The sequence below is a fragment of the Duganella sp. Root1480D1 genome (assembly GCF_001427305.1).
Classification (GTDB): domain Bacteria; phylum Pseudomonadota; class Gammaproteobacteria; order Burkholderiales; family Burkholderiaceae_D; genus Rugamonas.
Genome location: NZ_LMFZ01000047.1, coordinates 145,089 through 172,061 on the forward strand (window position 1 = coordinate 145,089; position 26,973 = coordinate 172,061).

The window sequence follows — 26,973 nt, forward strand, 5'->3', positions numbered from 1 at the left end:
ACCAGTACTTGCCCTTTTTGACGAGTGTCACTTATTGCTTTCCTCTCTCCAGCAGGTTTGCGACAAAGGCGCTGTACTCGTCGCGCATCGGCAATTCCAGCTCCGTCACGATTGCGCGGCGCTGCGATACGACCGGCACATTGTCCTTGGGGTTAAAGCCCGCCTTCTCCTCGACGCCCCAATACAGGCCCACGCCGCGCTTCTGCCAGTTCGGCAGCTCGTTGAAATTGACGCCGCGGCTGAACAGCAGTTCGTTCTTGTCGGCCAGCGATTTGCCGGCAATCGTCGCGGCCGCGCTGTTCGGGTCCACGCCTTCCTTGCGCAGCATCCAATAGCAGTGCGCGTTCAGCGCGTTGCGATGCGCGTCTTCGTTGCGCCAGCGGAAGTAGTCGACCACCAGGCGCCTGGTCGGCAGTTCCGAAATCCTGCAATCGAAGGCGCCCAACTGTCCCAGCATCAGGCTGAATTTGGCGGAGGCTTCGCCGGCCAGGATGGAGTTGTATTTCCTGGTCTTGCGGCCGAAGACATTGATGTCCAGATCGAACAGCAGCGAGATTTCGTCGCTCTCGGTGTAGCCGTAGATCACATTGAAACCGCAGTTCATCAAGTGCTTGGTGGTTTCGATCATCAGGTCCCGGAAGCGAACGTCGAACGGCGCTTCGAAACCGGCAAGCTCCTTGGTCAACCGCGTAAAACTACGGCCGTCGATGCGTGCGACCATGTAAATGCCAGGCAGGACGCACTGGTCATGCGCGGTTTCGTACACGCGCATGGATTCATCGAGTTCATCAAACTTCACTATTCCATTCCTTTACGACGCGTTGGCCGGCTATCCAGTCAACGTAAAACAATTCATCAAAGCCTTCTTCCGGGCTGGGGATCTCCAGCCGCTTGTGGGTGCTGAAAATACCAACCTGCGGGATACATTCGGCGCCCTGGCGCTGGCCGTTCCATTCAAGCGAGCGCTCCAGGTCACTCTTGAAGTAGTAGCACTTGATGCGGTAGCCGTGCTCCTTCAGCAGCGCGATATAGCGCGCCCTCACCTCTTTACTGACATTGGTGTTGTCGATCACCAGCGGCATCCCCGTCTCGAAGCAAAGCGCGAACATCAGCTTTTCCCGGTTCTTCGTTTTCAGCAGGTCGTTGCTGATGCGAACGTGGGAATTGAAGAAGCGTTCTTTGTAAAACGTCGACTTCCCGGATGCCTGGATGCCGACGAACAGCACCGCTTCCATCAGAGTCCCAAGGCCTTGTGGATCTGGCCGCGGATGATCAGCCAGGACTTCGAGTCAGCGGAGACTTCGTCGAAATGGCTGCCGCCCGGCAGAACCAGCACTTCGGCAGTGTCGCCGGCGGCCTTTGCGCGGCGCGCGTAGTTTTCGCCCGTGACGGTTGGCGAAATGGTATCGAGCTCACCATGGATCAGGACGGTGTGCACACCGGCTGGCAGCATTTCCGCCGGCGAGGTGTCGGCGAAGATGTCGGGGCGCTGCTCGCTTGGCTTGCCGGCAATGAAGGCGGATTCGCAATCGCAGCTGGTACGGATCAGGGCCGCTTCGTTGCGCAGGTCGGCCAGGCCGCCCAGGCTGATTACGGTGTTGATTTTCAGCGGCTGCGGTGCCCAGGCGGGGCTCCATTGCGGCAGCTTGTGGCGCGAAACGGCCCATTGCGCCAGGTGGCCGCCGGCGGAGTGGCCGACCGCGACGATGCGGCCCAGGTCCAGCGCGCTGGCTTGTGCCTCGTGCTTCAGCAGGTCGACGGCTGTCGCCACGTCCTGGTACATGCCGGGGTAGCCGCCGCCCTCCTCGTCGTGGCGGCGGTATTCAACGCTCCACACCGCAATACCATCCCTGGCCATTGCGCCAGCCATATTGCGCATTTGCTCGATGCCGTCGTAGTGCCGCGTCCAGCATCCGCCATGAACCAGTACCACCACAGGGTGCGGGCCCGGGCCTGCGGGCTTGAACAGTTCGACGAATTGGCTGGGCGCCGTACCGTAGAAGATACGTTTGTCGGGCGCGGGGCCTTTCAGGGCCAGGTATTGGTCCAGCGTCAGTGGCTTGGTCACGACGGCGTCGGCCTGCGCGGCGGATGCACCGACGGCAGCAGCGCCGGCGGCGGCGCACAGGGAATGGCGGATCAGTTTGTGCATGGCTTTCTCGGCGAAGTCCGGAACAGCCAGCAGCATAGCGTGCGGATGGCTAATCCGGCAACAAACCTTGGCTGGCGCCGCCAGCTTTGGCGCGGCATCCGGTCTCCGTTCCAGAACTGTCGCAGACTACTACTGAAAACTACTGAAACAACTACTTAAAACTACTGAAATTTGCGTGTTTTGCCCTTGATAGCGCTATAACCCGAAAAATTTCAGTAGCTTTCAGTAGTAGGTGCAGAGGGATTGCGAAACAGGACCGGGCAGCCCGCCCGGTCCCGGAGTTTCGGCGCGAATCAGCGCTTCGGCTTGGCTGCCGGCTTCTTCGGCGGAGTGTGCTTGCCGGACATCGGCGGCATGGCGTCGGCCAGCGACATTTTCAGTTGCTTGCCGCCGACCCACACTTTGCGCAGATGCTTGAAGATATCGTCAGGCATGCCATCCGGCATCTCGACAAAGGCGTGGTCGTCCAGGATTTCAATGCGGCCGATGAAGCGCGATTCGAGGCCGCTTTCGTTGGCAATGGCGCCAACCAGGTTGCCGGCATTGACGCCGTCCCCCGAGCCCACTTCCACGCGGTAGGCGCGCATCGGCATCGGGGCTGCACCGCCCTCGCCTGCTTCGGCCTTGTCTTTCTTCTTGCGCTTCGGCGCTTCCTCGAACATTGGCTCGTCGTCATCCGCACGCGAGGACAGCGGTGGCGCGGCACGCTCCGGGCGCTCGGCACGTTCAGTGCGTTCAGTGCGTTCAGGCTTGGCTGCGCGCGGCGCCTTGGCGGCTGGTGCCGGCGGCGGCGTTTCGCCGTCGCGATGCAGACGCAGCGGCTGCCCGGCGACGCGCAGCGCTTGCAACGTTTCGATGTCGCCCGGCTGCAGGTCGGCCGGCATATCCAGCAGCGAGTAGTCGTCGTAAATCTCGATGCGGCCGATGAACTTGGAATCGATGCCGCCCTCGTTGGCGATGGCGCCGACGATGTTGCCCGGCTTGACGCCGTGCTGGTAGCCGACTTCCACCCGGTAGGTGGCCTTGCCCGGCTCCGGCTCGCGTTCGATGCGTTCTTTCTTCGGACGCGGCTCGCGCGGCTCGCGTGGCTCACGGGGTTCGCGGCCTTCGCGGCCCGGGCCTTCCTGGCGCGGCGCGCCGTCTTCATGCCAGCCTTTTTCGCGCGATTTATCCAGCAGCAGCGGCTTGCCGCCGCTGGCCATCAGCGCCAGTGCCGCGGCGATTTCGACGGCCGGGACATTGTGCTCAGCCTCGTACTCGTTCACCAGCGTTTCATAGAAGGACAGGCCTTCCTGCGCCAGGGCGTCGGTGATCTGGTCCTTGAAACGCTGCACGCGCACGTCGTTGACGGCCTGGATGGTTGGCAGCGTCATTGGAGATACCGCCTGGCGCGTGGTGCGCTCGATCAGTTTCAGCAGGTTGCGCTCGCGCGGCGTGATGAACAGGATTGCCTCGCCGCTGCGGCCGGCGCGGCCGGTACGGCCGATGCGGTGGGTGTAGCTTTCCGGGTCATACGGCACGTCGTAGTTGACCACGTGGCTGATGCGCTCCACGTCCAGGCCGCGCGCTGCCACGTCGGTAGCCACCAGGATGTCGATCTTGCCGTCTTTCAGCTGGCCGATCATGCGTTCGCGCGCCGCCTGCTGCATGTCGCCGTTGATGGCGCCGGCCGAGAAGCCGCGCGCCTGCAGGCGCTCCGCCAGTTCCTCGGTGCCGATCTTGGTGCGCGAGAAGATGATCATGCCGTCGAACGGCTCCGCTTCCAGGATGCGGGTCAGCGCGTCGAGCTTGTGCATGCCGGACACCAGCCAGTAGCGCTGGCGGATATTGGTGTTGGTGGTGGTCTTGCCTGCCACCATCACTTCGGCCGGGTCGTTCAGGTAGGTGGTGGCGATGCGCTTGACCTGGGCCGGCATGGTGGCCGAGAACAGGGCGGTCTGGCGCGACTCCGGCGTTTCCTGCAGGATACGCTCGACGTCTTCAATGAAGCCCATGCGCAGCATTTCGTCCGCTTCGTCCAGCACCAGGGTTTTCAGCTGCGACAGGTCGAGCGAGCCCTTTTCCAGGTGGTCGATGACGCGGCCCGGGGTGCCCACCACCACGTGCACGCCGCGGCGCAGCGCTTGCAGTTGCGGACCGTAGGACTGGCCGCCGTAGATCGGCAGCACGTGGAATTTCGGGATGTGCGCGGCGTAGCGCTGGAAGGCTTCCGCCACCTGGATCGCGAGTTCGCGCGTCGGCGCCAGCACCAGCGCCTGCGGCGCCGCTTGCTTGATGTCGATGCGGGACAGGATCGGCAGCGCGAAGGCTGCGGTCTTGCCGGTGCCGGTTTGCGCGGTGCCCAGCACGTCGCGGTTTTCCAGCAGGTGCGGGATGGTGGAGGCCTGGATCGGAGACGGGGTCTCGTAGCCTACTTCTTTCAGCGCCTTCAAAATGGGGGCGCTGAGGTTCAAATCGGTAAACATGGTGTCAGACATGGCGGCACTCGTGAGGTTATTGTTGTATCGCCTGATGCGACGGAAAGCGCTATTTTACCCTTTAGCGCGCTTTAAACCGGTAACCCGGTGTCAGGCACAGGTGTCTGACCCTGCGGGTCGGACACCTGTTTACCGGTTTCAGCTATGCGGCTTGACATCATCCTTCAACGCATTCAGCGCCATTTTCTCGATCAACCCCGGCGCCAGCAGCTTGAGCCAGCGCCCCAGCTTGCCCCTGGCCGTCATCACCACCTCGCGCTTGCGGCCTGCCATGCCGTCGATGATCAGCCCAGCGCATTCGGCCACCGGCATCGCCGCGTCCTCGCGCAAGCTGCTCTTGCCCAGTTCCCCGCCGGCCGCGTTATAGCCCCGATAACGGATCTGCGTATCCACCACGCCCGGATACGCCGTGGTCACGCTGACGCCATACGGCTTCATCTCCGCCCGCAGCGCCTCGAAGAAACCCGCCATGGCAAACTTGCTGGCGCCATACGCGGTGCGCCCCGGCACCCCAACCAGCCCGGCCAGCGACGACACGGCCACGATGCGCCCCTGCGCCGCCTTCAGGTAGGGCAGCGCCGCATGGGTGCACCAGATCGCCCCCCACAGGTTCACTTTCATCAACTCCTCATACCAGCCCAGGTCCGTGACTTCCTCGAACAGCGCATGGGCCGAGCGCCCGGCATTATTCACCAGGGCATCGATGCGGCCGAAGCGCTCGACTGCCGCGGCAACCAGGTGCCGGCACTGCTCCTGCCGGGCCACATCGGTGGCCACCACCAGGGTGGCGGCGCCGGCCGCGCTGCAGTCGGCAGCCACCGCCTGCAACGCTGCCTCATTGCGCGCTGCCAGCACCAGCGCCACGTCCTTGCCGCGTGCCCTGGCCAGCTGGCGGGCCACTTCTGCTCCGATGCCGTCGGAGGCGCCGGTAATGATGATGACGTCCATGTATCTCCTTTGTTTCGCCGCCGGGAATTGGTTTCATTATGGGGTAAGATCCCCGCCATGAAAACCAAGACCTTTATCCCCGCCGGCCTGCTGCTGGCGGCCGCTTCTGCCGCCGCGCAGCAAGCGCCTGCCGTCAAGGAAGCGCCTTTGCGCGCCCACCTCTCCTTCCTCGCCGACGACCTGCTCGAAGGCCGCGGCACCGGCCAGCGCGGCGGCGACCTCGCCGTGCGCTACCTGGAGACCCAGGCCGCCGTCATCGGCCTGCAGCCGCTGGCTAACGGCAGCTACCGCCAGCCGGTGAAGTTCCAGGGCACCCGCCTGCTGCCCGGCAGTTCGATCGCCTTTGCCGCTGGCGCCAGCACCCTGGTCCCGCGCCTGGGCGAGGATGTCCTGATCGGCACCGGCAGCGGCCGCGCCGACGTGGCGTTCGACGCACCGCTGGTGTTCGTCGGCTACGGCGCCATCGCACCGGAGGAAGACTGGAACGATTACAAGGACGCCGACGTCAGGGGCAAGATCCTGGTGATGATGGTCAACGACCCGCAGCCCACCGCCGAGCAACCGAACCGCTTTGCCGGCAAAGGCTACACCTATTACGGCCGCTGGATGTACAAGTACGAGGAAGCGCTGCGCCGCGGCGCCGCCGGCGCCCTGCTGATCCACACCACGCCGTCCGCCGCTTACGGCTGGAACGTGCCCGCCACCAGCTTCTCGCTGGAGCGCTTCCACGCGCCCGGCGCCGGCAACCTGGTCGAAGGCTGGCTGTCCGAAGACTTTACGCGCACCCTGTTCAAGGCTGCCGGCTTCGACCTCGACACCCTGCGCGCCGCCGCCGAACGCAAGGACTTCCGCCCGGTCGCCCTGAACGTCAGCGCCCACAGCGAAATGCGTTCCAGCGTGCGCCAGGTCGAGCAGTTCAACGTGGTGGGCATCGTGCCCGGCAGCGACCCCAAGCTGAAAGACGAGGCGCTGGTGTACTCCGCGCACTGGGACCACCTGGGCAAGGCCGAAGGCCCGGCCGACGGCACCGACCGCATTTACAACGGCGCCATCGACAACGGTTCCGGCGCCGCCTCGCTGCTGGCCATGGCCGCCGCCGCGGTGCAGAAGCCGGCCCGGCGCTCGCAGGTCTTCCTGTGGCCGGCCGCCGAGGAAGTGGGCATGCATGGCGCCCAGGCCTACGTCGCTGCGCCGGCCTTCCCGCTGAAGCGCACGCTGGCCGACCTGAACCTCGATTCGATGAATTTTGCCGGCCGCACGCGCGACATCGGCGTGGCCGGCGCCGAGCGCAGCACGCTGCTCGACAGCGCCGCCAAGGTAGCCAAGCAAATGGGCCTGAAGCTGGCGCCGCCGATCCCCGACCTGTCGGGCGCCTACTTCCGCGCCGACCACTTCCAGTTCGCCAAGGCCGGCGTGCCGGCGTTTAACGTGGGCTCGGCCGTGTTCTCCGGCGACGGCCATTTCGAATTCGAACATGCGCACGATGCCTCGGCCGCCAGGATCGTCGCCTTCAAGGGCGACTACCACAGCGTCAAGGACGAATACCACGCCAACTGGGATTTGTCGGGCATGCTGCAGCAAGCCCAGTTCACGCTGAACCTGGGCTACGAAGTGGCCAACGGCAAGGCCATGCCGGCCTGGAACAAGGGCGACCCGTTCAGCTTTGTGAAGCGCTAGCCGCCGCCTCGTCCTGCAGCAGCAGGGCCAGGAACGCTTCGGCCGGCAGCGGCCGGCCGAAGAAGTAGCCTTGCATGTGGCGGCAGCCATGGCGGCGCAGGAAGTCCAGTTGTTCCTGCGTCTCCACCCCTTCCGATATCACTTCCAGCCCCAGGTTGTCGGCCAGCGCGATGATGGTGGTGACGATGGCCGCATCGTCCGGATCGACCGTCAGGTCGCGCACGAAGGTCTGGTCGATCTTCAGCACGTCGATCTCGAAGCGCTTCAGGTGCGCCAGCGAGGAGTAGCCGGTGCCGAAATCGTCGATTGCCAGCTTCACGCCCAGCTTTTTCAGTTCATGCATCACGGCCGTGGCATGCGCCACGTCGTTCATCACCGCGCTCTCGGTCAGTTCCAGCTCCAGGCAGCGCGGCGCCAGGCCGGTATCGGCCAGCACGTCCGCCACGTCCTGCACGAAATCCGGCTCGGCCAGCTGGCGGGCCGACACGTTGACCGCAATACGCAGCTCCTGGCGCCCGGCGCGCTGCCAGTCGCGCAACTGGCGGCAGGCGCTGCGCAGCACCCAGTGCCCGACCGCCAGGATCTGGCCGGTTTCCTCGGCCAGCGGGATGAAGCGGTTCGGCGCCACCATGCCCATCTCCGGATGGCGCCAGCGGATCAGCGCCTCCATGCCCATGATGCGGCCCGTGCTGCAGTCGACCTGCGGCTGGTAGTGCAGCTCGAACTCGCGCCGCTCCAGCGCGGTGCGCAGCGCGCTCTCGATGCGCAGCCGTTCGCCCAGGCGCTCGTTCATGGCGGCAGTGTAGAACTGGTACTGGTTGCCGCCCATTTCCTTGGCGCGGAACATGGCCATGTCGGCCCGTTCGGCCAGCACGCCGGGTTCCTTGCTGTCGGTCGGGAACGCGGCAATGCCGGCGCTGGCGGTCAGGAACAGCTCCGTGCCGTCGAGTACCAGCGGCGCCGCCAGGCTATCGAGCACGCGCTGCAGCTGTTCGGCGCGCGGCGCCACGCCGCCCCGTTCCGGCAACAGCAGCAGGGCGAACTCGTCGCCGCCCAGGCGCGCCACCGTGTCCACCGGCCGCACTGCCGCCTGCAGGCGCGCCGCCACGATCTGCAGCAGGCGGTCGCCGCCCTTGTGGCCCAGGCGGCTGTTGGTGAACTTGAAGCGATCGAGGTCGATCGACACCAGCCACAGCTCGTGCCCCTTGCGCCCGGAGTGCTGGATGGTCTGCGCCAGCCGGTCCTGCAGCAGCACGCGGTTGGGCAAGCCGGTCAGCGCGTCGTGCGTCGAGCGGTGCGCGAGTTCCGATTCATAGGCCTTGATGGCCGTGATGTCGTGCTGGATCGAGATGAAGTTGACCACCGCGCCATGCTCGTCGCGCACCGGCGACATCACCACGTCGTTCCAGAACAGGGTGCCGTCCTTGCGGTAGCAGCGCAGCACCGCGTGGCCGTCGCGCTGCTCGCGGATCGCCGCGCGCAGCTCGTCGATGCCGGGCTGGTCGAGGTCGTCGCCGAACAGCAGGCGCGGGCTGTTGCCCAGCGCTTCGTCGGCGCGGTAGCCGGTAATGCGCTCATAGGCCGGGTTGACGTAGACGATCGGGTTGTGCGGCGCGGCGGCGGTAATCATCACCGCATTGGTGCTCGACTCGATGGCGCGCTGGCGCAGCAGCAAGGCCTGGTTGGCCGCCTTCAGTTCCGCCGTGCGCGTGGCCACGCGCTGCTGGATCAACAGCTTGCGGCGCTTGAGCGAATCGATGAAGGCCGAGCCCATCACGGTGGTCAGCACGCCCAACACCAGCGTAAACAGAGAAGCCAGGTGCTCGCCGGCCAGGATCCGCGCGCTGGGCGTGGCCACCATCAGCCAGCGCGTGCCCGCCACCTCGATCGACTGCTGCAGCGGCGCCGTGCGCGCCGGATACAGCCAGGCCGGCAGCGCCAGCCCGCCATGGGCGGGCGCCGGCGGCGCGTCGTACACCAGGGCGGCCGGGTCGGCGCTGGCACTGGCGTACACCTGCATGTCCAGCGCCGCCGTTTCCGGTCCGGCGCTGGCGAAAATCTTGTCGATCATTTCGCCCGGCTGCAAGGTCAGCGCCGTCTCGCCCACCACCTTGCCGCCGGGCGCGCCGCCGGCATACAGCGGCATGGCCACCACCACGCCCAGCCGCTTGCGCGCGCCGGCGCGCTGCACCAGGTGCACCAACGGCCCGGCTGCCGGCTGGCCGCTGGCATAGGCGCGCTGGCGCGCCGGGTCGTCGCGCTCGGCAAACAGGGTGTTGAGGCCGAGCGCGCCCTCGTTGCCGGCCAGCGGCTCGATGTAGTCGATCACCCGGTAGCGCGGCCGCGCGGCCGCCGGCACGGCCGCGCCGTCGTGCAATTCGCGCAGCGTGGCGCCCGGCTGCACTGCCTGCAGCGCCGCCTCGAAGGCGGGCCGCTCGGCATGTTCGATGAAGCGCAGGTAGCTGGTGCCCAGCACATACGGATGGCGCGCCAGCAGCGGCGTGACGAAACGGTGGAATTCTTCGCGGCTGGCGTCGGGGCGGGCCACGAACAGCTGGTTGACGGCATGCAGGCTGGCCAGGGCGCTGCCGATGCCTTCACGCAGCACGAAGGCGCGCGCCTGCACCCGCTGCTCGAAAGCGAGCTGGGCGCGCTGCGCCTCGAGCCGGCTGACGCCGGCAAACAGGGCGCCGGTCAGGCCGAAGCCGCACAGCAGCGCCAGCGCCGCCGTGCGGGTGCGGAACGGTTGCGGTGATGCTGCGTTGATCGGATCGTCCATCTGGCCCCCTGCCGGTGCGAGCTTACCATTTTCGCACGCCCAGCCGTTTAATGCTATAGGGCAACATTTTCCACCCGGCTCGCTGGCGCCGGGCACCACGCCAGCAGCCTATACTGGACTGCCCACACCACCAGGAGGCGACCATGGAAAACACCTGGATCGTCGTGGCTGACAGCAGCCACGCCCGCATCTTCCAACTGCGCGACGGCCAGCTCCCGGCCGAAGAAATCGAAGACCTGGCCAACCCGCTGGGACGGGCCGACAACCGGCAGCTGGCGTCCGACGGCCACGGCCAGTATTTCGGCCCCGAAGGGCGCGGCCACACCGCGCCGCGGGTGGAAGAACCGGTGCAGCACGAGGTGCGCCAGTTCGCGCGCGAGATTGGCCACCGGCTCGACACGGCCGCCGCGCAAAACCGCTACCAGCACCTGGCCCTGGTGGCGGCGCCGCGTTTTTTGGGTTTGCTGCGCGACAGCCTGGACAAGCAGACCCGCAAGCTGGTCAGCGCCGAAGTGGCCAAGAACGTGAGCGCCTTCGCCCGCCAGGACCTGGACGCCTGCCTGCAGGCATTGGCCCGGCCGCAGCATGGCAGCTGACGCCATGGACCTCAGCACCCAATGGAGCACGGTGCAGGGCCCGGACGGCGCCTTCGACGCCTTCCTGGCCCTGCCGCGCAGCGGCCACGGCCCGGCCCTGCTCCTGCTGCAGGAAATCTTCGGCGTCAACGCCCATATCCGCGCCGTGGCCGAGCAGTATGCCGCCGACGGCTACGTGGTGCTGGCGCCCGACCTGTTCTGGCGCCAGGGCCCGCGCCTCGAGTTCGGCTATGACGAGGCGGACTGGGGCCGCGCCGCCCAGTGCATGCAGCGCGCCGACGTGGCGCAGGCCCAGGCCGATATCGGCGCTGCCGCTGCCGCCTTGCGCGCCACGCCCGGCGCCGAAGGCAGGCTGGCCGCGCTGGGCTTTTGCTGGGGCGGTCGCATGGCCTACCTGGCGCTGGCCAACGGCCATGCCGACCAGGCGGTCGCCTACTACGGCGGCGGCATCCAGCATTGCCTCGACCGCGCCGGCGACATCCGCGCCCCGCTGCTGCTGCACTTCGGCGGGCGCGACGCGCACATCCCGCCGGCGGCAGTGCGCCAGGTGGCCGAACGCCTGGGCGAACATGAGGACGTCGAAATCCACCTCTATCCGGACGCCGAACACGGCTTCAACTGCAACCACCGCAGCAGCTACCACCAGCGCAGCGCGGCCGAGGCGCACGGCCATACCCTGTTGTTCCTGAGTGAAAATCAGTAAGTGCGTTCCCGCACAGATGGCGCGGTGGGGCAGTTCTACAGTTGGCTGCTAACCCAACCGGAGGAAATGATGGCTGAAGACCTGAATTCCCGGCCCGCAACTGCGGCCCCCGCTTTGTCCCCGGCCAGCACGCTGGCTGCAACCTTGATGGCCGCGCTGCTGGCAGCCTGCGGCGGCGGCGGCGGCGGCAGCACTCCGCCCGTCACGCAACCCGAGCCGCCGGCGCCGGAACCGCCGAAGCCGGCCTTCGCCCTGGCCGTCAAAGAAGTGGCCAGCGGCCTCAGCACACCCCTGCTGCTGACCGCACCGGCCGGCGACACGCGCCGCTTCATCGTCGAGCGCCCCGGCCGCATCCGCATCCTGGCCAGCGACGGCAGCCTGCGCAGCACGCCCTTCCTCGACCTGACCGGCCTGCTCAGCACCGACGGCGAAGGCGGCCTGCTGTCGATGGCCTTCCATCCCGGCTATGCGCAAAACGGCCGCTTCTACATCTACTACACGGACAAGTTCAGCAACATCGCCATCGATGAAGTGAAAGTGTCGGCCAATGCCGACGTGGCCGATCCGAACTCGCTGAAACGCATCATCACCATCCCGCACCCGACCTACACCAACCATTACGGCGGCATGCTGGCCTTCGGCGCCGACGGCTACCTGTACGCCGGCACCGGCGACGGCGGCGGCGCCGGCGATCCGGCCGGCAATGCGCAAAACCTCGACTCGCTGCTGGGCAAGCTGCTGCGCCTGAAGGTGGACAACGTGGTGGCGCCGCTGTACAACGTGCCGGCCGACAATCCCTTCGTCGGCCAGGCCGGCAAGCGCGGCGAGATCTGGGCTTACGGCTTGCGCAACCCATGGCGCTTCGCCTTCGACAACAGCAGCTCCTCGCTGTACATTGCCGACGTGGGCCAGGACTTGAAGGAAGAAGTCGACGTGGTCTCGACCGGCCTGAAGCCGGCCAATTACGGCTGGAACATCATGGAAGGCAGCAGCTGCTACAACGCCGCCACCTGTTCCCAGCAAGGCCTGACCCTGCCCGTGTTCGAATACGACCACGGCAGCAACAACGCCAACGGCTGCTCGATCACCGGCGGCTTCGTCTACCGCGGCACGGCGCTGCCGGAACTGGCCGGGCGCTACCTCTACTCCGATTACTGCAAGGGCTTCCTGAAGAGCTTCCTGTACGCCAATGGCGCCGTCAGCGAAGGCAAGGACTGGGCCGTGGGCGACATCGGCCAGGTGCCGGGCTTCGGCCAGGATGCGGCCGGCGAGCTGTACATGATGAGCAGCAACGGCAAGGTGTATCAGATCATCCGCAAACCCTAGCATGCCGCTGCCAGTGGCGAAGGCGCGCTACAATGGGCGCTTTCCCACTTGCCCCTGAAAGTCATGGCCAGACTGACGCTCGCCTTCCCGGAAGATCAATTCTGCTTTTCGACCCAGCTCACGGTGCGCGTCACCGACATCAACGGCGCCAAGCACCTCGGCAACGATTCGATGATATCCATGATTTCGGAAGCGCGGGCGCGCTTCCTGTTCGAGTTTGGCGTGCAGGAAACCGAAGCCGACGGCACCGGCATCATCGTCACCGACCTGGCCACCACCTACCGCGCCGAAGCGCATGCGCGCGACCAGCTGCTGTTTGAAGTGGGGGTGATGGATTTCAACAAGTATGGCGGCGACGTGATCTTCCGCATCACCCGCCCGGCCGATGGCACCCTGGTGGCGATGGCCAAGCAAGGCTTCGTGTTCTACCACTACAGCCACAGCCAAGTGGTGCCGATGCCGGACGACTTCCGCGCCAAGTTCAGCCGCGTGAACTGGATCGACTGAGCTGCCCCGGCTGAGCAGACCGCTTATTTACTGCTGAGCTGGGTCGGCGCCCCAAAACTTTTCTTGAACCATTCGTCGACCATCGGTTTTTCATAGCGCAGCGAATCGCTGCCGGCATACCTGTTCAGGCGGTCGAGGTACATCATGTTGCTGAGGCGGTCGGTGCCGCTGGCAATCACCTTGCCATCCTGTTCCAGCGTGTATTGCAATTCCATGGTCGGCCAGTCGGCCCCGCCGCGCAGGATGCGCAGGTCGCGCAAGGTGCGGCGGCGCGGTTCGACGCGGCCGGCCAGGTCGATATCGGTCACCGTGATCGACAGTTGCTGGTTGGCCGGCAACTGTTTCGCCAGGTAATCGAAGTGGGCAGTCAGCTCTTTCAACACCTGGTCACGGTCCTGTTCCCAGAACGGCACATCCGTGAACTTGTCCGGTTCCTGGTACTTGACGGTCACCCCGCCTGCCGAGGCGGCGCCGGCCGCCGCCAGCAGCAAGGCGGCGGCAATCCAGAAGCGAGTTTGACGTTTCATGATCGGTTTCCTTTCAAAGATAAGCTCAATATACTCCTCGCCCCCACCCCTGCCGCCACTGAAACAATTTCTGACAAAAAAAATGGGCCGGATACCTCCGGCCCAGAAAAATGGGGACGTACCCCATTTTTAAGACAACTTTTTACAATCAACTGCCGATGCGGCCGCCGTCGTTCCTGGTGATGGCGATGGTGGCCGAGCGCGGGCGCTTGCCAGCGCCATAGCCGGCATTGCCTGGCCACTGGCTGGTGTACTTGCCCGGGTCGGCGATATTGGCGCTGGCCGTGCCCTCGCCCGGGTGCTGGATGTTGACAAACAGCGTCTTGCCATCCGGCGTTTCAGTGATGCCGGTCAGCTCGCAATCGACCGGGCCGACCAGGAAGCGCTTCAGCGTGTCGGCCGTCGGGGTCTTGCCGACGAAGGTGTCGACATTGGCAGCGCCATAGGCCAGCGTGACTTTTTTGCCGTCGCCCACCTGGCCCGGCAGGCCGGCCAGCATCATGCAATTGGTGACGTCGGTGTAGGCGCCGTCGTCGGTCTGGATCCAGCAGATGCCGGTGGCGCGCGAGAAGGCCAGGCCGTCCGGGCTGGAGAAGTCCTGGTCGGCCGTCAGGCTGGACAGGTTGACCAGGCCCGGGTTGGCGTCGGACTGGGCGCCGAACAGGTAGACGTCCCAGGTGAAGGCGGCGGAGGCGTTGCCATCCTTTTCCTTGACGCGCAGGATGTGGCCGTTCACGTTGCCGCTCTGCTTGCTCGCACCCTTCATGTCTTCATAGCTGCGCGGGTTCGGGCCGTCCGGCACGGTGCGCGCGCTGTTGTTGGTCAGGGTGAAGTACACCTCGCCGTTGGCCGGGTTGACCGAGCACCATTCCGGGCGGTCCATCTTGGTGGCGCCCACGGCGTCGGCCGCCAGGCGGGCATTGACCAGCACGTCGGCCTGGTCGGCGAACTTGTAGTTCGCATAGCCGGCAATGGCGGCGTTGCCGATGCTCAGCTCGATCCAGGAACCGCTGCCGTCAGCGGCAAACTTTGCCACGAACAGCTTGCCCGCATCCAGGTATTTGTCGCCGGTGGCCAGCAGGTCGGCCGGGGCGGCGTCGGAATCGCTCCAGGTAGCGGTGGAGACGAATTTGTAGATGTATTCGTTGCGCGAATCGTCGCCCATATAGACAGCCAGCGGCTGGCCGGCCGCGGTCTTGCCGAAGGCGGCGCTTTCGTGGGCGTAGCGGCCCAGCGCGGTGCGCTTGCGCAAGTTCCTGGTCTTGTTGTACGGGTCGGCTTCCACGATGTAGCCCATGCCGTTCATTTCGTTGCGGTAGTCGTCGCTACCGTCCAGCGAAGCGCCCAGCCTGGAGTTGTTCCAGCGCGCATACTTGTCGTCGGCGCCGCCGGATTCCCAGCCGTGGCGCGAAGCGGCGCCCTGGTTGCGGCCATAGCGCTTGAGCGAAGCGACGCTCTTGTCGTTGCCGCGCGCGGCATCGTCGGCGGCGCCACGGGTGAAGTAGCCGCTCCAGTTTTCCTCGCCGGAGACGAAGGAGCCCCACGGCGTGCGGCCGGTGCCGCAGTTGTTCAGGGTGCCGCGGATCTTGCTGCCGTCCGGCGAGTACCTGGTCTTCACCAGGGCATTACCCTTGACCGGCCCGCTGAGGTCGCAGTCGCTGAGGCAGGTGACGCGGCGGTTGAACGCCGAATCCTTGACGTATTCCCACTTGCCGGCGTTCTTGCGCACTTCCACCACGGAGATGCCGTGCAGCGCCGTTTCGCGGTCGATTTCCGCGGCCGGGCGCGGCAGGGTGTTGGTGCCGCCGTTGGCGTGGATGAAGAAGGACGCCAGCTTTTCGTTGGTGGTGGCTTCGTGGTTGATGGCCAGCAGGCCACGCTCATTACCGCTGGCGGAAGGCTTGCCGGCGCTGTCCAGGCCGAAGAATTCCATGCCATCGTGATGGTCGCCGGCGCGGTTGTCGAAATCGGCATCGCTGCCGTCGTTCTTGAAGGCGCCAGCGGAAGCGTTCAGCGGATCGCCCAGCGCATAGATCACGGTGGCGGTGTAGCCGGCCGGCACGGTGACCACGTCGGCCAGGCTCTTGCCAACCGCCGTGAAGCCCAGCAGCTTCTCCGGCGCCGGCGCATCAGGCTTGGTCACGACCGGGCCGTCGCTGCCGCCGCCGCAGGCGCTCAGCGTGGCCGAGCCCATCATCACGGAGATGGCCGATGCTACCGAACCGCGCAGCAGGTTGCGGCGGCTGATGCGCTGGTCGAGGATTTCGCTGAAGTGCTCGTTCGGCGTGTCGTTGTAGCCGATGTCGTCGTGATCGATCTTGTGTTCCATTGCGCTTTCCAGGGATGGGGAGGTTAAAAATGCCCGCCATTCTAGGAAGCGAAAATGACAACATCGTGACTCGCCAATTGCGCGCCGCAAACGAAAACGTTCAGCAGTCCAGCTTTCGCTTGATGTGCGGATGGCTTTCCAGCGCTTCCCATGGGACAACTGTGCGTGCGCGCACTGCGTGCCGGGCATGAGCGCGGGAGACTGGGCTGAAAGGAGGCTTGCCATGCCCGAAGGACCATCGATCGTCATCCTCACCGAACAGGTGCGCGCTTTTGAAGGCCGCACCATTTCCTCCGCCAGCGGGAACAGCAAGGCACTGCCCTTCGACGAACTGCCCGGCCAGCCGATCCTGTCGCTGCGCAGCTGGGGCAAGCATTTCCTGATCGAGCTGCCGCTGTACACACTGCGCGTGCATTTCCTGATGTTCGGCAGCTACCGCATCGACGAACGCAAGGAAGGCGCGGCGCCGCGGCTGTCGCTGCAGTTTGAAGAAGGCGGCGAGCTGAATTTCTATTCCTGCTCGATCAAGCTGGTGGAAGGTGAGCTGGAGCAGGCCTACGATTGGCGCACGGACGTCATGTCCGAACACTGGAGCCCGCGCCTGGCGCTGAAAAGGCTGCGCGAAAATCCCGAGCGATTGGTGTGCGATGTTTTACTCGACCAGAGTATCTTTGCCGGTGTTGGCAATATTATTAAAAACGAAGTATTGTTCCGATTGCGCATTCATCCTCTCTCTACGGTAATCAACTTGCCACAAGGAAAGTTGCGGGAATTGGTGAAGCAGGCACGCCAATATAGTTTTGAGTTCAAAACCTGGAAGCAGGCATTCGAATTGAAAAAACATTGGCAGGTACATAATCGCCGTGACTGTCCGCGTTGTAATATCAAGCTGCACCGAGCCCACCTCGGGCTCACCCAGCGCCGCACTTTCTGGTGCGAGCGCTGTCAGAAGCGTTACGGCGACGCAGTTGATGTTGTAAAGATTTAGCTCATCCAGTATTGCCTGTTGTTAATAACAATGGGTAGGACTACAATCATTTTGATGCGCCTAAAAATTGCGCATCATCCAGGACTGTGTGTCACATTTGGAATTTGCCAATATGTCTTTCTTGTCTTCTGCTACGCCCAAACTTGCGCCGTGGCGAATCCTGTTGGTCGATGACGAACCCGATATCCACGACATCACCAAGCTGACACTGAGCCGCTTCCGGCTGGAAGGCCGCGGCCTGACTTTCCTGCATGCCTACAGCGGCGCCGAAGCGAAAGAAGTACTGACAAAAGAAAAAGACATCGCCCTGGTGTTCCTCGACGTGGTGATGGAGCGCGAAGACTCGGGCCTGGAAGTGGCGCGCTGGATGCGCCAGGACCTCGACAACCAGTTCACCCGCATCGTGCTGCGCACCGGCCAGCCGGGCCAGGCGCCAGAAGAACGCGTGATCGTCAATTACGACATCAACGATTACAAGGAAAAGACCGAGCTCGATCGCACCAAGCTGTTCACCACCACCTTCGCCGCCCTGCGCGCCTACCGCGACATCATGAAGGTGGAAGAAGCGCGCCGGCAGCAAATGCATTACCGCGAAGGCCTGGAGCGCGTGATTGCCGCCTCGGCCCACATCTTCCAGGCGCGCAACCTGAAGGACTTCGCCAACGGCTTGCTGCAGCAAGTGGTGGCGCTGCTGCGCCTGGAGCAAAGCATGCTGGTGCGGCTGCGCGGCGCCAGCGCCGTCAGCGGCGAGACCGATTACGAAGTGCTGGCCCAGATCGGCCAGGACGAAGACAGCCTGCTGACGCCGCAGTTGCTGGCCCAGCTCAAGGACGCTGAACGCAACCGCATTTCGCGCATGACCGGCGACACCTTTGTCGGCTACTTCCCGAACAGCAGCGGCAAGGCTTCGCTGCTGGTGCTGAAGGGCGTGGAAGAGATTTCCGAGATCGACCAGCAGCTACTCGAGATATTCTGCAGCGGCGTGGCGATTGCCTTCGACAATATTCTGCTGACGCAGGAAATCACCGACACCCAGGCCGAACTGATCATGCGCCTGGGCGACGTGGTCGAATCGCGCTCCAACGAGGCAGGCAACCACGTGCGCCGCATGGCCGAATTCTGCCACCTGCTGGCCACCGCGGCCGGCATGCCGGAAGAAGAAACCGCCGTGCTCAAACACGCGGCGCCGATGCACGACATCGGCAAGATCGCCACCCCGGACTCTGTGCTTTTGAAGCCCGGCAAGCTCGATGCAGCCGAATGGGAAATCATGAAGCAGCACCCGTCGGTCGGCCTGTCGATCCTGGACGGCTCGCAGCGGCCGATCCTGAAGGCCGCCGCCGTGATCGCCCACCAGCACCACGAGAAGTTCGACGGCAGCGGCTATCCGCAAGGCCTGAAGGGCTACGACATCCATGAATACGCCCGCATCGTGGCAGTGTCCGACGTGTTCGACGCGCTGATGCACAAGCGCTGCTACAAGGACGCCTGGCCGGTCGAGAAAGTGGTGGAGCACATGCGCGAGGTGGCGGGCAGCCACCTCGACCCGAAATACGTAGAACTGATGGTGCAGAACATCGACAAGGCGCTCGCGATCAACGAGCGCTTCCCTGACTAAGGAACGACGGCGCCATCGGCGCCGTTCTCTTTACTTGCCCGCTATTGCGGCGGCAAGCGCATCGACTTCCTCCAGCGAGCTGTCGTGCATGCATAGCTGCAGGCCGTGGTCGAGTTTTCCCGCGATTTTGGCGTAGCTCAGGACTTTTCCATTCAGGAGCAAAGCCATGTCTTTCCCGATATGCGACGAAGTCCATTCGCCAACCGCCTGCGCAGCGGCAGGCAGCAGCAGCAAATGCAGCGATGGATATTCGAAATTGCCGCTATCGCAGCTCCAATAAGCGGAAGTGCCCCGTATGCCTGCCTCGGTTGCAATCGCCTCGCTGCTGACCCAGACCCGGGACTTTCCGGACCGCGGGCGCCACCAGCTTGCTTCGCTCATGCCCGCAACGGGGCTGTAGCTGGCTGCCACCAGCTGCAGTTTCAGCGTCGAAGTCCCAGTGCTGGCATATACCGGCTCCGGCCGCCCTTCCTTCAAGGCGTTTGCCAGGACGCTGATGCGCTCATAGACGTCGAATGGCAACTGGACCTTCCAGCACGATGCCTCCTGGACGACAGAAAAGACTTTCCTGGCGTCTTGCTCGCCGTCCAGCCCGGATACGCGATACGAAACCGTGACGTCCTTTCCAGTCCCCCATTGCTTGCGAGATGAAGAAGTCCCCAGGATCCGCACACGATAGCTCGCCCTGCGGGCCAGGCCCGCCGCCAGGTACGCCGATACCAGTTCGCTGGCGCCCAGCTGCCTGACACGCTCGCTGCTCCAATCCTCACCAAGAAAGCGTTGGCGAAAGGCTGCAGCGCCGGGTGCATAGCGGTCGTCCAGCAGTTGCCGGATTCGTTCGGCATAATCTTGCAGGGATTCGGCCTCCAGCAGCCGCGTCGAGCGGGCGGGATCCGTCACCCCAAGTGAAACGAACTGGGACGCCGCTGCTTCCGCATTCCTGGGGCAATCCCCTGCCTGTACCGCCAATGGCAGCAGGCCGGCTATAAAAATCGCCGACCTCACCTAAGACGCCTGCTTGCGCTGGTCGCGCGGGAAACGCAGGTGGTAGTGCAAGCCCATGCCGGGCGAGCTGACCACCTTTACCGTGCCGCCCAGCGGGCCGGTCACCAGGTTGTACAGGATGTGCGCGCCCAGGCCGCTGCCGCCGGAGCCGCGCTTGGTGGTGAAGAAGGGATCGAACAACTGCTGCAGCGTGGTGGAATCCATGCCAACACCGTCATCGCTGTAGTCGAACAGCACGTGGTCGCCATCGAGCTTGCCGGTGATGCGGATGGTGCCCTTTTGCCCCTCTTCAAACCCGTGCACCAGCGAATTGACCACCATATTGGTGACGATCTGCGAGACAGCGCCGGGGAAGCTTTCGCAATGGATGTCCGGTGGGCAGTCGACGTCGACGGCAATCGGTTTGCCTTTCAGCTTGGGCTGCAGCGACAACAGTACTTCGTCCAGGTATTTGCGCAGGTTGAAGTGGCGGATATTGTCGGAAGACTGGTCCACCGCCACCTGCTTGAAGCTGCGCACCAGGGCGGCGGCGCGCTGGGTGTTGGTGGTCATGATCTTGAGCGACTGGTCGACCGTATCGAAGAACTGCTGCAAGCCGTCTTCGTCGAGCGTCCCTTCGGCCAGGTCCAGGCGGCACAGGCGCAGCTCTTCCACCAGATGGCTGGTGGCCGTCACGCAGATGCCAAGCGGGGTGTTGATCTCGTGCGCTACGCCGGCCACCAGGCGGCCCAGCGAGGCGAGCTTCTCTTGCCGCACCAGTTCCGATTGCGCCGTCTGCAATTGCGTCAGCGCGGTGGCCAGTGCGGAGTTCTGTTCTTCCAGTTCGGCCTTGGCACGGCGGATCGCGAGGTCGGCGCGGGTGCGCGCGATGGCGGCCGCCGTGTGGTTGGCAACATAGGCCAGGATATCCAGTTCGGCCTGCGAGTACACCACCGACGCGTCGTAGCTTTGCACAATGATCACGCCCAGCGCCTGCTCGCCCACCATCATGGGACAGCCCATCCAGCTGGCGATGCCCTGGTTGCCAAGCGGTTCATTGATTTCGCCGCCAGCCATCAAGGCTGCGAACGCGGCTCCGTCCAGCAGCATGGGTTGGCGCTTCTTCAGCACGAAAGAGCTCATGCCGACGCCGTATTCGAAACGCTTGAGCGGCGCTTCCAGGTCTTTCTCGTCGACGAAATAAGGGATCGAGATTTCGTCGCGCTTCGGGTGGTACAACGCGATCAGGAAATTGCGGGCGGTGATCAGGCTGCCGACGATGTCGTGCAGGCGGGCATACAGCACGCCGGCATCCGATTCGGCGGAGGCGGAGGCGGACAGGCTGGCAATTTCATACAGTGCGCGCTGCAAGCGTTCGGCCTTGCTGCGCTCGGCCACTTCGCGTTCCAGTTCCAGCGTGCGTTCGCGCACGGCGCGCTCCAGCCGGTCCATGCTCTGCAAGCCTTGCAGGGCGCTCGACACGTGGTTGGCGATCTGCGCGAACAGGGCCTGGTCTTCCTCGCTGTAGGTATGCTCCTTGTCGTAACTCTGGATCACCATGGCGCCGATCACTTCATGGCCTTGGTCCAGCAGCGGGCACCCAACCCAATGTTCGGCAATGGTGCCGACGCCGAATACCTCATTCTCTTCACGGGCGCGGTGTTCATCGCCCGTCATCACCAGGCGTTGCTTGTTCAGGATCACCCAGGCGGTGGGCGACTGGTCGGGCGTGGCCAACTGCACCAGTTGGTCCTTGTAGGGATGGTCGTCGACTTCATCGACAAAATAGACGAAACGCACCGCATTGCCGGGTGCATCGCGGTCGCTCAGGGCCACATAGAAATTCGAGGCGTACATGATGCGGCCCAGCGCCGCGTGCACGGACTGCAGGAAGACCGTGATATCGGTGCAACTGTTGGACAGCTTGCCAATTTCCAGCAGGATTTCCTGGACGGCCTCCAGGCGGCGCAGACGGCTTTCCATCTTATTCCCAAGGTTAGATGCGTCTGGGAAATATAGCAGGAGGCGCCCAGCCTAGCCAGCGGAAAACAAAGCCCGCGTGGTGTGCGGGCCGTCAGATTTGTGCCAGATCAATGCAGCGACATGGCAGGCCGTCGCGGCGGCAGGACCGGCGGGCCAAGCGGCGTAATGCGCGGGTCGATGGCCGGGTCGGGCGTCTGGTATTTGAAGGGATTGATGATGATTGGTGGAATCGTCGGTGGTGCCGATGGCGGGCCTTTGGGGCCGCCGCCGAACCATGAAATTGCGCTGCGCTGGCGCGGTTCGCTGTCGATTCTCAGGAGCAACGATTGGCTCCCGTCTCTTACTAGCCAAGCCATATTCCCCTCCAATTCAGAGATCGGATATTCAGTATAGGCAAACAGTTAATGAATTCAAGCAGCGATTTGGCTTGCAGCAGGACTTTTTCCGTTCATCATCCAAAATCCACCGTTCGTCGCAATCCGATGGCTGCGCCGGGACCCGGGGCCTACAGTGACACCATGTTCAACGCCAAGAGGCCCATCATGAAAAAGGTATTTGCCCTGTCCCTGGTCCTGCTGTTCTTCTGCATGGTTGCAGCCTGGATCTCCATCGACGCCAACGACCTGGTCGTCACGGTCGGCGACTCGGACTATGACGGGCCGCTGGGCGCCTTCCTCGGTACCGTGCTGGCCGGCGGCGCGTTTGCCGCGGCGGCGGTCGTGATGGTCTTTGTGGCAGCCATCGTCGCCGTCGTGATGGCGGGGGTTGGCGTCATCGTGATCCTGTCCCTGGCGCTGGCTGCCGTGGTGACCATAGCCGCCGTGTCGCCCCTGCTGCTGCCGCTGATGATCCCGTTCTTCATCTACTGGCTGATGAAACGCCACAGCCGCAAGCCTGCCGAACCGGCTGCGCCAGCCCTGGAACACTCGCCTGCCTGAAAGCCCGGGCCGGGTGCTAGAATGCAATTTTGGCAACTCATAGAATTGCATCCATGCGCCCGACCATCTTGCTGCTGTCCCTCGCCTTCGCCTTCCCTGCTTCCGCCTTCGCCGACAAACTGGACGACGCCATCCAGGCGGAAATGAAACGCAGCCATATCCCTGGCGTTTCCATCGCCGTCGTGAAAGACGGCAAGATCATCCGCGAACAGGGCTACGGTTTCGCCGACCTTGAAAACAAGGTCAAGGTCACCCCCGCCACCATTTTCCAGTCCGGCTCGATCGGCAAGACCTTTACCGCAGCGCTGGTAATGCTGCTGGCGGAAGACGGCAAGCTGGCGCTGGACGACCCGATTTCAAAGCACCTGGCCAACACGCCCAAGGCCTGGGAAGGCATCACCATCCGCCACCTGCTGTCGCATACCTCGGGCCTTGGCGATCCCTATGCCAAGCTGGACCTGACCAGGGACTACACGGAACAGGAACTGGTCGCGCTGGAGGCGGACATTCCCGTGCTGTTCGCGCCAGGCGAGAAATGGTCGTACTCGAACATGGGTTATCACCTGCTGGGCTTCATCTGCAACAAGGCGGGCGGCAAGTTCTATGGCGACCAATTGCGCGAGCGCATCTTCGCGCCGCTGGACATGGGCACCCGCATCATCAGCGAAGCCGACATCATCCCGCACCGGGCGCGCGGCTATGAACGCAAGGGCGGCCAGCTGGTCAACCAGTCATGGGTGGCGCCGCGCCTGAACACCACGGCGGACGGCAGCCTGTACCTGACGGCGCGCGACCTGGCCAAATGGGACCTGGCGCTGTACGGCGACAAGGTGCTGCCGGCCAGCGTGCGCAAGGCCAGCTGGACGCCGGCCAGGCTGAACGACGGCAGCGCCACCGAATACGGCTACGGCTGGCAACTGTTCGAGCGCAACGGCCATCGCACCATCGCCCACGGCGGCGCGTGGCAAGGCTTCCGCTCCCAGTTGTACCGCTTCGTCGACGACAGGCTGTCGGTGGTGGTGCTGGCCAATTCCGCCAGCGCGCGGCCGGGCAAGCTGGCCGACATCGTCGCCGCGCACTACCTGCCGGCGCTGGCGGTCAAGCCGAAAATGGCGATCGAGGAGACCGAACCGGCAGTGGCGGAACGCGTGCGCGCCATCTTCGCCAATATTGCCGAACGCAAGCTGCCGCAAGGCTTGAGCGACAAAGTGGCCGGCAACCTGTCGCCGGAATTCCTCGCAATGGTGGCGGAAGATTTGCGCGAGTGGGGCCCGCTGCGCACGGTGGAAGCGCTGGCGCGCAGCACCGATGGCGAGATGCGCAAGTACAGTTATCGCCTGAACTACAACAGCGGCGCCTTGCTGGTCGACCTGAGCCTGGGCAAGGGCGACAAGGTCGAGCAGTTGCGCATGCGCCCCGACTGATCAGCCTTCCACCCGGTTGCGGCCGGCGCGCTTGGCGCGGTACAGCGCATGGTCGGCCCGCACCAGGGCCGCATCGCCGCTGCGGTCGCCCGGCGCCATGCTGGCAATGCCGATGCTGACCGTGATGGCGATGGTGCTGCCGTTGCGCCCCATCGGCGTGTCGGCAATGCGCTGGCGCAGGCGCTCGGCGAAGGCGCGCGCCGCTTCCAGGTCGGCACCCGGCAGCAGGAAGGCGAATTCCTCGCCGCCGACGCGGCCCAGCATGTCGATCTTGCGCTGCGAATCGCGCATCAGGCCGGCCAGGTGGCGCAGCACGGCATCGCCCCAGTCGTGGCCGTGGGCGTCGTTGATGTCCTTGAAGTAGTCGATGTCGAGCATCAGCACGGCGGCGCGGCCGCCGACATCGCGCTGCAGGCGGGCCTGTTCGTCTTCCAGCCGCAACATGAATTCGCGGCGGTTCGGCAAGCCGGTCAGGAAGTCGGTGGTGGCAAGCTGCACCAGTTCTTCGTTCAGCCGCTTGCGCTCGGTGATGTCGAGGGTGGACACGATCACGAAGTCGAGCGCATGCTCGTGCCCCGGCATCACCAGCAGCGTCAGTTCATTCTGGCGCTGCACGCCATCCAGGCGCAGGAAGCTGGCCTCGCACTGGAACAGGTGCGAGCCCTGCTCCATCGCCAGCAGCGCCTGCCCGAATTCCTGCATGGCCGCCGGCGCGAAATTCTGCGCCAGGCTTAGCCGCCCCGACTCCTTGCAGGACGCGTCGGCGCCAACCTGGGCCAGGGCGGCGGAATTGACGTCGGTGATGCGCACCAGCCCGGCCAGGCGCTGCAACTGGCTGGGATTCACCTGCAGCCATTGCGCCACGTCTTCCACGCCCGATTCCACCAGCTCCTGCAAGGCTGCGCGCACGGCCGACCAATCCTGCTGCCACAAGGCTACCGGTGCATGGTCGTACAGGCTGCGGAAACGCGCTTCGCCGATGCGCAGGGCTTCGGCGGCGCGTGCCTGTTCCACCGCGATGCCGGCCAGGCTGGCCGCCTGGTCGATCAGGGCCAGCTGCGCCACGCTGGGGCGCTGTGGTTCGCGGTGGTAGATGGCGAAGGCGCCCAGCACCTTGCCGTTGGCGCCGTGCACCGGCTCCGACCAGCAGGCGCCAAGGCCGGCACGCAGCGCCATCTCGCGGTAGGGCGCCCATAACGGATCGCGCGCGATATCTTCCACGATCACGCGGCTGTTGCTGGTGACGGCCTTGCCGCAGGAACCGTTGCCGAAGCCGATCGGCAGGCCGTCGATAGCCTGCTTGAAAAAGGCCGGCAGGCTGGGGGCGGCCGACAGCAGCAGATGCCTGCCATCCTCGTCGAGCAGCATCACGCTGCAGATCATGCCGGGGTTGACCGCTTCGATGCCGCGCATCAGGCTCTCCAGCACTTCCTGCTGCGGCGCCCCGGCAGCAAGCAGCTCCAGCACATGGTGGCGGCTTTCCTCGCGCCTTTCGTTCATGGTGCGTTCGGTGATGTCGCGGAAGGACCAAAGCCGTGCCGCCTCGCTGCCCAGGCGCAGCGGGCGCGTGGTGACTTCCAGCACGCGGCCATCGCGCATCTGGAGCTGGCTGTGGCTGTCCTCATCGTCGGTCTCAGGGCTGGCGCAGGCGTGCAGGAAAGCTTCCGGCTGATCGAGCTGGCCTGCCATATGGGCCAGCAGGATGGCGCCGTCGTTTTCCCAATCGAGCTGCTCCGGCACATTCCACAACTGGCGGAAGCGGCGGTTGGAGTTCAGCACGGTACCGCCGTAGTTGTCGACCAGGATGCCGTCCACGGTGGAGTCAAGAATGCAGCGCAGCACCGCCTGGCTGCCTTGCGCATGCTCGGCCATGGCCAGCAGGGTCTCCTGCCCTTCGCGCAATTCGTCGCCCATGCGGCTGCTGTAGTCGAGCGCAACGCGCAGGCGCTGCCGGCTTTCCGCCAGCACGTAAGCCAGCAAGGCCAGCAAGGCGCTGATCAGCAGCCCGCCGATAGCGATGGTGCGCGGTTTATCCGACAGCACACCGTTGCGCTTGGGCAGCGCGCTGATATGCAGGGTCCAGCGCCGGCCGGCCAGGCCGATGCGCTTGACTGCGTGCTGGCGTCCTTCCGCTGCGGGGGCCGCGGGCGCGCTGTCGAACATGCGGCTCATGGCATTGGGCTCGTCACCGTCGTAGATTTCCACGTCGAGGCCGTGCAAGGCGTCGTGGCCCAGCGCGGCCATGACGTCGCCCATGCGGAACGGCGCATAGACCCAGCCCTTCAAGGCACTGCGGCGCTGGAGCAGGGTATAGCGCCCCACCCCGTTCTGGTAGATCGGCAGCGCGATGATGAAGCCGGCCTGCACCGGATCGGCGGTTTCCTGCTTGAGCAGCAGCTTGCCGGTCATGGTCGGCAGGCCAGAATCGCGCGCCTGCTCGAAAGCCGCGCGGCGTACCGGCTCGGACAGGCCGTCATAGCCAAAAGCCTGCAGGTTGCTGCCGGAGAACGGCTCGAGATAGACCACCGGGCCGTACTGGCTGCGCTGGCCGGGCGGCGTCACGGCATAGTCCGGGAAGCCTTCCGCCTGCACGATGGCGATGTGCGAGGCCAGTTGCGGGCCCGGGACCATGCGCATGAAGCCGATGCCCTGCATGCCGGGGAAGTTCTGCCCCAACTCGAGGCGCTCGATATAGGTGTGGAATTCCTGGCGGTCGACGAAGTCGGAACTGGCGAACAGGCCTTGCACGCCGTACAGCACCTGGACATAGGCCTGCATGCGCGCAGCCATATTGTTGACCAGTTCGCGGGCATGGTAGTCGAAGCCGGTGCGGGCGTCGCGTTCGGCATCGACGTAGGCGCCCCACCAGACGCTGCCGGTCGCCGTCAGGCAAAGCGCTGCCACCAGCCCTGCCAGCAGGCGGGGTTGGAGCAGGCGTTGGTAAGGCGGGCTGGCAGGTGGCCTCGGCATACCAGCATCTTAATTTGTTCAGGGCAAAATAATTGCCCTATAGAAAA

At 64.7% G+C, this 26,973-nt stretch carries 21 protein-coding genes; 9 read left to right on the plus strand and 12 right to left on the minus strand.

The window, feature by feature from the left end:
• Positions 1-31: 31 nt before the first annotated feature.
• From ASD58_RS25355 to ASD58_RS25375, 5 genes are all read right to left on the minus strand, one after another.
• Positions 32-799: a tRNA(His) guanylyltransferase Thg1 family protein gene (locus ASD58_RS25355; RefSeq protein WP_057264401.1), complete on the minus strand. Its 768-nt coding sequence runs from the start codon at positions 797-799 to the stop codon at positions 32-34.
• Entirely contained in the window at positions 789-1,235 is a 447-nt protein-coding gene (locus tag ASD58_RS25360; protein WP_057264402.1) for an ATP-binding protein, read from the minus strand. The genes ASD58_RS25355 and ASD58_RS25360 overlap by 11 nt, the downstream gene beginning before the upstream one ends.
• Positions 1,235-2,152 carry a S9 family peptidase gene (locus tag ASD58_RS25365; protein ID WP_082565694.1) on the minus strand — a complete coding sequence of 306 codons (918 nt, stop codon included), beginning with the start codon at positions 2,150-2,152 and terminating at the stop codon, positions 1,235-1,237. The genes ASD58_RS25360 and ASD58_RS25365 overlap by 1 nt, the downstream gene beginning before the upstream one ends.
• A 293-nt stretch (positions 2,153-2,445) precedes the next feature.
• Entirely contained in the window at positions 2,446-4,629 is a 2,184-nt protein-coding gene (locus ASD58_RS25370; protein ID WP_057264404.1) for a DEAD/DEAH box helicase, read from the minus strand.
• A gap of 138 nt (positions 4,630-4,767) precedes the next feature.
• Positions 4,768-5,577 carry an SDR family oxidoreductase gene (locus tag ASD58_RS25375; protein WP_057264406.1) on the minus strand — a complete coding sequence of 270 codons (810 nt, stop codon included), beginning with the start codon at positions 5,575-5,577 and terminating at the stop codon, positions 4,768-4,770.
• A 57-nt stretch (positions 5,578-5,634) separates the two neighbouring features.
• On the opposite strand from ASD58_RS25375, the gene ASD58_RS25380 reads away from it, so the two are divergent.
• Complete coding sequence (locus ASD58_RS25380; RefSeq protein ID WP_057264408.1) at positions 5,635-7,254, plus strand: M28 family peptidase; 1,620 nt, start codon at positions 5,635-5,637, stop codon at positions 7,252-7,254.
• Here the strand turns inward: ASD58_RS25380 and ASD58_RS25385 are convergent.
• Positions 7,235-10,033, minus strand: a complete 2,799-nt coding sequence (locus ASD58_RS25385) for an EAL domain-containing protein (RefSeq protein ID WP_057264410.1) — start codon at positions 10,031-10,033, stop codon at positions 7,235-7,237. The two genes, ASD58_RS25380 and ASD58_RS25385, sit on opposite strands and share 20 nt — an antisense overlap.
• 143 nt (positions 10,034-10,176) lie before the next feature.
• Between ASD58_RS25385 and ASD58_RS25390 the strand changes: the two genes are divergently transcribed.
• The 4 genes from ASD58_RS25390 to ASD58_RS25405 all read left to right on the plus strand — a co-directional run bounded on the left by ASD58_RS25390 (position 10,177) and on the right by ASD58_RS25405 (position 13,165).
• Positions 10,177-10,629, plus strand: a complete 453-nt coding sequence (locus ASD58_RS25390; protein WP_057264411.1) for a host attachment protein — start codon at positions 10,177-10,179, stop codon at positions 10,627-10,629.
• Between the two features lie 4 nt (positions 10,630-10,633).
• Complete coding sequence (locus ASD58_RS25395) at positions 10,634-11,332, plus strand: dienelactone hydrolase family protein (RefSeq protein ID WP_057264803.1); 699 nt, start codon at positions 10,634-10,636, stop codon at positions 11,330-11,332.
• Complete coding sequence (locus ASD58_RS25400) at positions 11,333-12,658, plus strand: sorbosone dehydrogenase family protein (RefSeq protein ID WP_229210111.1); 1,326 nt, start codon at positions 11,333-11,335, stop codon at positions 12,656-12,658.
• 63 nt (positions 12,659-12,721) lie between these two features.
• Positions 12,722-13,165, plus strand: a complete 444-nt coding sequence (locus tag ASD58_RS25405; RefSeq protein ID WP_057264415.1) for a thioesterase family protein — start codon at positions 12,722-12,724, stop codon at positions 13,163-13,165.
• Positions 13,166-13,188: 23 nt separating this feature from the next.
• Here ASD58_RS25405 and ASD58_RS25410 read toward each other — a convergent pair whose 3' ends face one another.
• Positions 13,189-13,692, minus strand: a complete 504-nt coding sequence (locus ASD58_RS25410) for a DUF3016 domain-containing protein (protein WP_057264417.1) — start codon at positions 13,690-13,692, stop codon at positions 13,189-13,191.
• Positions 13,693-13,840: 148 nt separating this feature from the next.
• Positions 13,841-16,021 carry a PhoX family phosphatase gene (locus ASD58_RS25415; RefSeq protein ID WP_057264419.1) on the minus strand — a complete coding sequence of 727 codons (2,181 nt, stop codon included), beginning with the start codon at positions 16,019-16,021 and terminating at the stop codon, positions 13,841-13,843.
• Between the two features lie 130 nt (positions 16,022-16,151).
• Between ASD58_RS25415 and ASD58_RS25420 the strand changes: the two genes are divergently transcribed.
• Together ASD58_RS25420 and ASD58_RS25425 are read left to right on the plus strand one after the other, a co-directional pair.
• A complete protein-coding gene (locus tag ASD58_RS25420; protein ID WP_307178282.1) occupies positions 16,152-17,009 on the plus strand; it encodes a DNA-formamidopyrimidine glycosylase family protein in 858 nt (285 codons plus the stop codon).
• A 112-nt stretch (positions 17,010-17,121) separates the two neighbouring features.
• Positions 17,122-18,627: a DUF3369 domain-containing protein gene (locus ASD58_RS25425; protein ID WP_057264805.1), complete on the plus strand. Its 1,506-nt coding sequence runs from the start codon at positions 17,122-17,124 to the stop codon at positions 18,625-18,627.
• A gap of 30 nt (positions 18,628-18,657) precedes the next feature.
• On the opposite strand, the gene ASD58_RS25430 is transcribed toward ASD58_RS25425, so the two are convergent.
• The 3 genes from ASD58_RS25430 to ASD58_RS25440 form a co-directional block, all read right to left on the minus strand.
• Positions 18,658-19,632, minus strand: coding sequence for a hypothetical protein (locus ASD58_RS25430; protein ID WP_156401489.1), 975 nt, complete (start codon positions 19,630-19,632; stop codon positions 18,658-18,660).
• Positions 19,633-21,594 (minus strand): GAF domain-containing protein, encoded by a 1,962-nt coding sequence (locus tag ASD58_RS25435; protein WP_057264425.1) that lies wholly within the window; start codon positions 21,592-21,594, stop codon positions 19,633-19,635. It abuts the gene before it with no gap.
• Between the two features lie 107 nt (positions 21,595-21,701).
• Positions 21,702-21,917, minus strand: coding sequence for a hypothetical protein (locus tag ASD58_RS25440; RefSeq protein WP_057264427.1), 216 nt, complete (start codon positions 21,915-21,917; stop codon positions 21,702-21,704).
• A 219-nt stretch (positions 21,918-22,136) separates the two neighbouring features.
• On the opposite strand from ASD58_RS25440, the gene ASD58_RS25445 reads away from it, so the two are divergent.
• Both ASD58_RS25445 and ASD58_RS25450 read left to right on the plus strand, forming a co-directional pair.
• Positions 22,137-22,532: a hypothetical protein gene (locus ASD58_RS25445; RefSeq protein WP_156401490.1), complete on the plus strand. Its 396-nt coding sequence runs from the start codon at positions 22,137-22,139 to the stop codon at positions 22,530-22,532.
• Positions 22,533-22,585: 53 nt separating this feature from the next.
• The gene (locus ASD58_RS25450; protein WP_057264430.1) at positions 22,586-23,956 is read left to right on the plus strand and encodes a serine hydrolase; all 1,371 of its coding nucleotides are present in this window, start codon (positions 22,586-22,588) and stop codon (positions 23,954-23,956) included.
• Here ASD58_RS25450 and ASD58_RS25455 read toward each other — a convergent pair whose 3' ends face one another.
• Positions 23,957-26,926, minus strand: coding sequence for a CHASE domain-containing protein (locus tag ASD58_RS25455; RefSeq protein WP_057264432.1), 2,970 nt, complete (start codon positions 26,924-26,926; stop codon positions 23,957-23,959).
• Positions 26,927-26,973 lie beyond the last annotated feature (47 nt).

What these genes read in the sequence shown, in the direction of transcription:
- ASD58_RS25360 (WP_057264402.1), bottom strand. Translation starts at nt 1,235, where the DNA reads ATGGAAGCGGTGCTGTTCGTCGGCATCCAGGCATCCGGGAAGTCGACG.
- ASD58_RS25365 (WP_082565694.1), bottom strand. Translation starts at nt 2,152, where the DNA reads ATGCACAAACTGATCCGCCATTCCCTGTGCGCCGCCGCCGGCGCTGCT.
- ASD58_RS25370 (WP_057264404.1), bottom strand. Translation starts at nt 4,629, where the DNA reads ATGTCTGACACCATGTTTACCGATTTGAACCTCAGCGCCCCCATTTTG.
- ASD58_RS25375 (WP_057264406.1), bottom strand. Translation starts at nt 5,577, where the DNA reads ATGGACGTCATCATCATTACCGGCGCCTCCGACGGCATCGGAGCAGAA.
- ASD58_RS25380 (WP_057264408.1), top strand. Translation starts at nt 5,635, where the DNA reads ATGAAAACCAAGACCTTTATCCCCGCCGGCCTGCTGCTGGCGGCCGCT.
- ASD58_RS25385 (WP_057264410.1), bottom strand. Translation starts at nt 10,033, where the DNA reads ATGGACGATCCGATCAACGCAGCATCACCGCAACCGTTCCGCACCCGC.
- ASD58_RS25390 (WP_057264411.1), top strand. Translation starts at nt 10,177, where the DNA reads ATGGAAAACACCTGGATCGTCGTGGCTGACAGCAGCCACGCCCGCATC.
- ASD58_RS25395 (WP_057264803.1), top strand. Translation starts at nt 10,634, where the DNA reads ATGGACCTCAGCACCCAATGGAGCACGGTGCAGGGCCCGGACGGCGCC.
- ASD58_RS25405 (WP_057264415.1), top strand. Translation starts at nt 12,722, where the DNA reads ATGGCCAGACTGACGCTCGCCTTCCCGGAAGATCAATTCTGCTTTTCG.
- ASD58_RS25410 (WP_057264417.1), bottom strand. Translation starts at nt 13,692, where the DNA reads ATGAAACGTCAAACTCGCTTCTGGATTGCCGCCGCCTTGCTGCTGGCG.
- ASD58_RS25415 (WP_057264419.1), bottom strand. Translation starts at nt 16,021, where the DNA reads ATGGAACACAAGATCGATCACGACGACATCGGCTACAACGACACGCCG.
- ASD58_RS25420 (WP_307178282.1), top strand. Translation starts at nt 16,152, where the DNA reads ATGGCTTTCCAGCGCTTCCCATGGGACAACTGTGCGTGCGCGCACTGC.
- ASD58_RS25425 (WP_057264805.1), top strand. Translation starts at nt 17,122, where the DNA reads ATGTCTTTCTTGTCTTCTGCTACGCCCAAACTTGCGCCGTGGCGAATC.
- ASD58_RS25435 (WP_057264425.1), bottom strand. Translation starts at nt 21,594, where the DNA reads ATGGAAAGCCGTCTGCGCCGCCTGGAGGCCGTCCAGGAAATCCTGCTG.
- ASD58_RS25445 (WP_156401490.1), top strand. Translation starts at nt 22,137, where the DNA reads ATGAAAAAGGTATTTGCCCTGTCCCTGGTCCTGCTGTTCTTCTGCATG.
- ASD58_RS25450 (WP_057264430.1), top strand. Translation starts at nt 22,586, where the DNA reads ATGCGCCCGACCATCTTGCTGCTGTCCCTCGCCTTCGCCTTCCCTGCT.
- ASD58_RS25455 (WP_057264432.1), bottom strand. Translation starts at nt 26,926, where the DNA reads ATGCCGAGGCCACCTGCCAGCCCGCCTTACCAACGCCTGCTCCAACCC.